This window comes from Actinomycetospora sp., assembly GCF_036497585.1.
Classification (GTDB): domain Bacteria; phylum Actinomycetota; class Actinomycetes; order Mycobacteriales; family Pseudonocardiaceae; genus Actinomycetospora.
In genome coordinates this window covers 20,899-27,261 of sequence record NZ_DASXJD010000012.1, presented here as the reverse complement: position 1 = coordinate 27,261, position 6,363 = coordinate 20,899, and the positions used below count along the sequence as shown (strand labels likewise).

Annotated in this window: 9 protein-coding genes; 3 read left to right on the top strand and 6 right to left on the bottom strand. The window is 73.9% G+C overall.

Translation table 11 applies throughout. The features are described 5' to 3' along the window. The 6 genes from VGH76_RS01300 to VGH76_RS01275 form a co-directional block, all read right to left on the bottom strand. On the bottom strand, positions 1 to 308 hold a 308-nt coding region (locus VGH76_RS01300), incomplete at its 3' end, for a hypothetical protein (RefSeq protein WP_331554792.1). 75 nt (positions 309 to 383) lie between these two features. Next, positions 384 to 530 carry a hypothetical protein gene (locus VGH76_RS01295; protein ID WP_331554791.1) on the bottom strand — a complete coding sequence of 49 codons (147 nt, stop codon included), beginning with the start codon at positions 528 to 530 and terminating at the stop codon, positions 384 to 386. A gap of 74 nt (positions 531 to 604) precedes the next feature. Continuing rightward, positions 605 to 1,111 carry a hypothetical protein gene (locus VGH76_RS01290; protein ID WP_331554790.1) on the bottom strand — a complete coding sequence of 169 codons (507 nt, stop codon included), beginning with the start codon at positions 1,109 to 1,111 and terminating at the stop codon, positions 605 to 607. 20 nt (positions 1,112 to 1,131) lie between these two features. Then, positions 1,132 to 1,401: a hypothetical protein gene (locus tag VGH76_RS01285; RefSeq protein ID WP_331554789.1), complete on the bottom strand. Its 270-nt coding sequence runs from the start codon at positions 1,399 to 1,401 to the stop codon at positions 1,132 to 1,134. A 42-nt stretch (positions 1,402 to 1,443) separates the two neighbouring features. Continuing rightward, positions 1,444 to 1,797: a Rieske (2Fe-2S) protein gene (locus VGH76_RS01280; protein WP_331554788.1), complete on the bottom strand. Its 354-nt coding sequence runs from the start codon at positions 1,795 to 1,797 to the stop codon at positions 1,444 to 1,446. Positions 1,798 to 1,809: 12 nt separating this feature from the next. Then, the gene (locus VGH76_RS01275) at positions 1,810 to 2,760 is read right to left on the bottom strand and encodes a non-heme iron oxygenase ferredoxin subunit (protein WP_331554787.1); all 951 of its coding nucleotides are present in this window, start codon (positions 2,758 to 2,760) and stop codon (positions 1,810 to 1,812) included. A gap of 175 nt (positions 2,761 to 2,935) precedes the next feature. Here VGH76_RS01275 and VGH76_RS01270 point away from each other — a divergent pair, with 175 nt between their 5' ends. From VGH76_RS01270 to VGH76_RS01260, 3 genes are read left to right on the top strand one after another with little or no spacing between them, the layout of a single operon-like run. Beyond that, on the top strand, positions 2,936 to 4,219 hold the full coding sequence (locus tag VGH76_RS01270) for a PP2C family protein-serine/threonine phosphatase (RefSeq protein WP_331554786.1): 1,284 nt from the start codon (positions 2,936 to 2,938) through the stop codon (positions 4,217 to 4,219). After that, a complete protein-coding gene (locus VGH76_RS01265) occupies positions 4,216 to 5,841 on the top strand; it encodes a sensor histidine kinase (protein ID WP_331554785.1) in 1,626 nt (541 codons plus the stop codon). Before VGH76_RS01270 ends, VGH76_RS01265 begins: the two co-directional genes overlap by 4 nt. Next, the gene (locus VGH76_RS01260) at positions 5,834 to 6,268 is read left to right on the top strand and encodes a response regulator (RefSeq protein ID WP_331554784.1); all 435 of its coding nucleotides are present in this window, start codon (positions 5,834 to 5,836) and stop codon (positions 6,266 to 6,268) included. The genes VGH76_RS01265 and VGH76_RS01260 overlap by 8 nt, the downstream gene beginning before the upstream one ends. Positions 6,269 to 6,363: the final 95 nt, after the last annotated feature.

Here is a 6,363-nt window from a genome sequence, read left to right as displayed (position 1 = left end):
GCCATCGACGGCGACCAGTGCAACGCCGCCGCCGCGATCAACGCCGCCCTCGCCTCCAGCCCCACCCGAGCGGTGCGCCCGGCCCGCGCACAACAGGCCTCGAGCAGCCAGCGACAGCGGGCCCAGGCGGCGTGGTTGGCGGCGCGGAACGCGCCCACCAGCCCGGCCTCCACCTCCCGCCCCACCAGCAAAGCCGGATCACCCAGCAGCGCCGCGGTCAGCTCCGGGCCGGGACGCGGGTCCGCGAACCGCCCACCCGCACCACCCGCACCGCCCGCCCCGTCGGGAGCGTCCACCACCGCTGCCATGATTCGAACACTAGTTCGAGAGTCCGACAGTCACGGGCCTTTCGGGCAGATCGCCCACTAGGCCATCTCAGTGATTCAGGCCTCCAGGCCCGGGTGGTAGTCGTTCGCCACGTTCTCCGCGGCGAGGAACGTCGCCAGCTCCGCCGCGTCACCCTCCTCGGGCGCCGCCGGCTCGGCCGGGGGCGACGCGGGGGAGCGCGGGATGTCGATGGGGCTGCTCATGGCGTCGTCCTCTCGGCCCGGGGCGCCCCAGTGAACACGAGCAGAGCCCGCATCGCTTCCGTCGAGCGACTGCTTCAGTGCGCCAGCGACTTCACGCCGACGACGAGCAGGGCCAGGACGACGAGGGCCAGGATCAGCACCAGGCCCTTCCACCACGGCAAGCCCGCCCGCCGCACGGCCAGCAGCGCGATGAACGCCATCGACGCCACGAGCACCCAGATCGCCGCCCAGGCGGCCACCCCGACCGGGAGCAGCCCGAGCCCGGCAGCCACCAGGAGCAGCAGCGGGAGGACGGCGGCCTCGAGGATCTGGCCGGTCGCCCGCAGGTGCATCCGCGACGCCCGCCCCTCCTCGTGGCTGCGGGCGGCGAGGGCCGCGAAGTACTCCGCGAACACGCTCGCGGCCCAGAGCCCGGCCGCGGTCACGGCGAGGGTGAGGGCGGGCTCCCAGCGGGACGTCGACGGCTCCAACGACCCGGCGAGCACGAGCAGCGTCGAGAGGAACGTGATGCTGCCGTAGACGCGCTCGCGCAGGACCGCCGCCACGTGCTCGGCGCTCGGCTCCTCCGAGGCATCGCTCACGGCCGCCCCCGACGGCTCCGTCACCGCCGGCCCCGTCGCGCCCGGAACGCCGGCGCCGACCACCGCACCGAGCGGAGCCCGGCCGGACCGTCCGGCGACGGCGTCGGCACCCGTCGCTCCTCGGCGACCTCGACCTCCACGCGCGCCCGCCGGGCCGCCGGGTGCCACATCTCCTCGAACGGGCCCATCACCGACGCACCCCCGCCACCCCGCCGCGCCCGGGCGGCGAAGAGCGGCAGCCCGCCGACCACGCCGCCGACGACGACGACGGTGAGGACCACGGCGAGCACCCCGGCGATCCTAGGGCCGGGACGCCTCGGCCCCGAGAGGGCTCAGTAGTAGGGCTTGTGCGGGATGGCCGCGTCGTTGAGCTGCTGCTCGACGTCCACCCAGATCGCGCCGTCCTCGATCTTGCAGGCGTAGGTGGGGATGGGGTCGACGGCGGGGACGCCGGTCGGGACCCCGGTGTGCAGGTCGAAGCGCGAGTTGTGCGCCGGGCAGATGAGGGAGTCGTCCTCCTGCAGGTAGCCCTCGTTGAGGGGCTGCTGCTGGTGGGTGCACGTGTTGTGCACGGCGACCGCCTCGTCCTCGTACAGCCGGACGACGCAGATCGGCTCGCCCATGTCGACGAGCATCATGTCGCCTTCCTCGAGCTGGTCGAGATCGGCCACTGCTTCCCAGGCCATGCCGGACTCCTCTCAGGTTGACTTCCGCCGCCCCCGCGGCTGGCTCCCGCGCACCTCGACCCAGCCGTTGCGGATCCGGGCCGGCAGGACCGGCTGCGGGTGGTGGGCCGGGCCGCGCACGATGGAGCCGTCGCGCAGGTCGAAGACGGAGCGGTGCAGCGGGCAGACGACCGCGCAGCCCTCCACCTCGCCCCGGCTCAGCAGGGCGCCGGCGTGGCTGCACACGTCGTCGATCGCGTGCACCTCGCCGTCGCGCCGGAAGAGCAGCACCTGGCGGCCCTCGACCTCGCGGCCGACCAGGGTCGCCTCCGGCAGCTCGCCGTCCTCGATCGCGCGCACCCAGCGGGTGGGGCCGGTCGTCGTCGCGACCCGGTTGACCATGACCGCGCGGCCCTGGACGAGGTGCCCGCCGACGAAGCCCGCGACGGCGGTCACCGCGAGGCTGCCCGCGCCCAACGAGCGCGCGGTACCGCGGTGGCCCGAGAGCCGGGCCGCCAGGGACGCCCCCTGCAGCGCCATCCCGGCGGCGTTGAGCAGGCCGTGGAAGAGCCCGACGCGGCGGTCCTCGCCGTCGCTGACGTTCCAGTCGACGACGCCGGTGGCCGCGGTGGCGGCGGCGGCCAGCAGACCGGCGGCGCTGAGCGTCGCGGCCGGGCCCCCGCGGCGTCCGTCGTCGGCACCGTCCTGGCCGGCGAGGTCGAGCACGAAGGTGCTCGACCACAGCCCGATCGGGAGGTCGGACAGCGCCGGGTGCAGCGAGTGCCCCACCCAGCGCCCGCCGTGCATCAGCTCGAGCACGAGGTTGTCCCGGTGGCGGTCGTACACCGGTTCGACGGCCGCGGTGACGCGGTCGTTGAGGTCCTGCAGCCACGACCACCGCTGGACCGCGGCGAGCGCGTCGCGGTGCCAGGTCGTCGCGACGTGCCGTGACCCCGGCGAGGACTCCTCAGCGGTGCTCGTCACGGGATGACGATCTCACCTCGGCTGTGATCCACGCCATAGCCCGGGAGGTATTGGCGGAGTGCGACGGCGGAGCTGCAGCGCCTGCCGATCGCCTCCACAGCACGCGTTAGGGTTTCCGTCCGGTAGCGCTTCACCCGGACGGCGCCCCGGCCGGTGATCGGGCAGAGGAGGTGCCGTGGACCCTGTGCCGGACGAGTCCGCGCCGCTGTCCGTGCTCGTGGTCGAGGACGACGACGCGGACGCCCTGCTCGTCGCGGAGCACTTCGCGGACGCGGAGGCCCTCAGCGGACTCACCATCGCGCTCAAGCGCGTCAAGACGGTCTCCGAGGTGACCTCCCACGTCGTCGGTGCGGTTGATTGCGTCCTGCTCGATCTCGCCCTCCCGGACGCGCACGGCCTCGACGCGCTGCAGCGGGTGCTGGGCGCCGGGCACGGCGCCGCGGTCGTCGTGCTCACCGGTCGGCACGACGAGGCGCTGGGCGTGCGTGCCGTCGGTGCGGGCGCCCAGGACTACCTGCTCAAGGACGCCGTCGACGGCGCGTCGCTGACCCGGGCCCTGCGCTACGCCGTGGAGCGCGTCCGAGGAGAACGGGTCCGCCGCCAGCTCTGGGACGCCGAGACCCGCGCCGAGGAGAACGTCCGCCTCGAGCGGGGCCTGCTCCCGACGCCGCTGCTGACGAACCCCGACATCCACGTCGCGGTGCGCTACGAGCCCGGCGGTGATCGCCGGCTGCTGGGCGGCGACTTCTACGACACCGTCGAGGGCGCCGACGGGACGCTGCACGTGGTGATCGGCGACGTGTGCGGCCACGGCCCCGACGAGGCCGCGCTCGGGGTGAACCTGCGCATCGCCTGGCGCGCGATGGTCCTCTCCGGCGCCGAGGACAGCCAGCTGCTGCCCACCCTGAGCCGCCTGCTGGTGCACGAGCGGGAGCGCACCGGCATCTTCGCGACCCTCGCCCTCCTGACGATCGACGCGGACCTGCGCCGCGCGCGGCTGCGCCTCGCCGGGCACCCACCGCCGCTGCTGGTACCGCCCGACGGGCCGGCCCGCCCCCTGCCGATCGCCAAGCTCGGCCGCCCGATCGGCGTCGTGCTCGACGACCACTGGGAGGTCCTCGACGTCGAGCTGCCCGCCCGATGGGCGTTGCTGCTCTACACCGACGGTCTCGTGGAGGGCCGCCCGCACGACGGTCCGGCGCCGGACGGGTCGGGGCCGACGGCCCGCGACGACGGCGTGCTCGACACCGACGGACTGCTCACCGTGCTCGACGAGTGCGCGGTCGCGGACCGCGAGGAGAACCACGTGACCACCCCCGAGAACCCCGACGGCGTCCCACCGACACCGTGGTACGTCGACCCCGACCGGCTCCTGGACTGCGTGCTGACCCGGGTCCGCGACCTGACCGAGGAGCGTGCCGACGACGTGGCCGCGGTCCTCCTGGTCGCACGGCGGTGAGCGGGCACGGGACGGCCCCGGACGACGACGCCGTCGTCGACCCCCGGTCGCTGCGCCGGCTGCTGGCGATGAGCGGGGTCGTCGGGCTCGTGCTCCTCCTGCTGGCCACCGTGGTGGCCGGTCTGGCCATGACCGGGCTCGACCGGGACCGGACCGCCCTGGTCGACCGGCTCGACCCGGCGGCGCTCGCCGCCTCCCGGCTCCATTCGGCGCTGCTCGACCAGGAGACCGGCATCCGCGGGTACGCCCTCGCGGGGCTGGCGACGTTCCTCGACCCCTACCGGGCGGGGCGCGCCGAGGAGACCCGGCAGGAGGCCGCGCTCCGCGACGTGCTCGTCTCGACCGAGACCCGCCGTGACCTGGACGCGGTCGAGTCCGCCGCGGCGCAGTGGCACGGGCTCTACGCGGACCCGGTGGTCGCCGCCACCGGTGCCCGGACCGCACTGCCGGACGCGGGGACCGGCAAGGCCGCCTTCGACCGGGTCCGCGCCGCCACGGACACGCTCGTGGACCGCCTCTCCGCCGAGCGCGACGCCGCCCGCGCCGCCGTCGACCGCGCGGCCACCACGGTCCGGATCGTCGGGATCCTCGTGATCGTGCTGCTCGCGATCGGGCTCGCGGTCCTGCTCTCCTGGCTGCGCCGCGTCGTCGTGAGGCCCACGGAGCGGCTGGCCGCCGAGGTCCGCGAGGTGGCCGACGGGGACGTCGAACGCCGCGTGGCCGCTCAGGGGCCCCGGGAGATCACCGCGCTCGGCCGGGACGTGGAGGCGATGCGCCGCGCCCTCGTCGCCGAGATGGCGGGCATCGAGGCGGCCCGCCACGAGCTCGAGGAGGCCGGGCGGGAGCTGGAGCGCTCGAACTCCGACCTCGAGCAGTTCGCCTACGTCGCCTCGCACGACCTGCAGGAGCCGCTGCGCAAGGTCACCAGCTTCTGCCAGCTCCTCCACCGTCGCTACTCCGGCCAGCTCGACGAGCGCGCCGACCAGTACATCGAGTTCGCGGTCGACGGTGCCAAGCGGATGCAGGTGCTGATCAACGACCTGCTCGCGTTCTCCCGGGTGGGGCGCTCGGAGGGCAACGCCGAGGTGGTCGACACCGGCGCGGTGCTCGACCACGCGGTCGAGAACCTCTCCGGGACCCTGGAGGAGTCGGACGGCGAGATCACCCACGACCGACTGCCCCGGGTCCGGGCCGAGCCGGTGCTGCTCACCACGGTCTTCCAGAACCTGCTCGGCAACGCCCTGAAGTTCCGCGGGGACGCGCCGCCCCGCGTCCACGTCTCGGCCGACCGCGACGGCCGCCGTTGGCTGCTGCGGTTCTCCGACAACGGGCTGGGGATCGAGCCCGAGTACGCCGATCGGATCTTCACGATCTTCCAGCGGCTCCACCCCAAGTCGGCCTACCCCGGCACGGGGATCGGGCTGGCGATGTGCCGGAAGATCGTCGAGCACCATGGCGGGTCCATCTGGCTCGAGGAGACCGCGGGACCCGGCAGCACCTTCGTGGTCGCCCTCCCCGCGCTCGAGGACGACCACGACGACGACCACGACGACGACCGCGTGACGCTGCGTGCCCCCGAGGTGCCGAACGCGTCCGACCAGCAGGAGGAAGCCCGTGTCTGAGGCCGCCGAGATCGACGTGCTGCTCGTCGAGGACGACGAGGGCGACGTCCTCATGACCAAGGAGGCGTTCGAGCACCACAAGCTGCGCAACCAGCTGCACGTGGTCCCTGACGGCGTCGAGGCGATCTCGTTCCTGCGCCGCGAGGGGGAGCACGCCGGCGCGCCGCGTCCCGGCCTGATCCTGCTCGACCTCAACCTGCCCCGGAAGGACGGGCGGCAGGTCCTCGAGGAGATCAAGTCCGACGAGTCGCTGCGCACCATCCCCGTCGTCGTGCTGACCACCTCGCAGGCCGAGGAGGACATCCTGCGCAGCTACAACCTGCACGCGAACGCCTACGTCGCCAAGCCCGTCGACTTCGAGCGGTTCATCGAGGTCATCCGCCAGATCGACGACTTCTTCGTCACCGTGGTCAAGCTGCCCCGCTGACGCTGGTTGTGCTCCGGGTCACACGACGAGGATGTCGAGCGGTGCCCGGCCCGCTCCGTACTGCTCGTGACCGGCGCCGCGACGGCGCCGCCGAC

Coding starts and splice junctions, on each gene's coding strand:
- VGH76_RS01295 (WP_331554791.1), bottom strand. CDS start 530: ATGAGCAGCCCCATCGACATCCCGCGCTCCCCCGCGTCGCCCCCGGCC.
- VGH76_RS01280 (WP_331554788.1), bottom strand. CDS start 1,797: ATGGCCTGGGAAGCAGTGGCCGATCTCGACCAGCTCGAGGAAGGCGAC.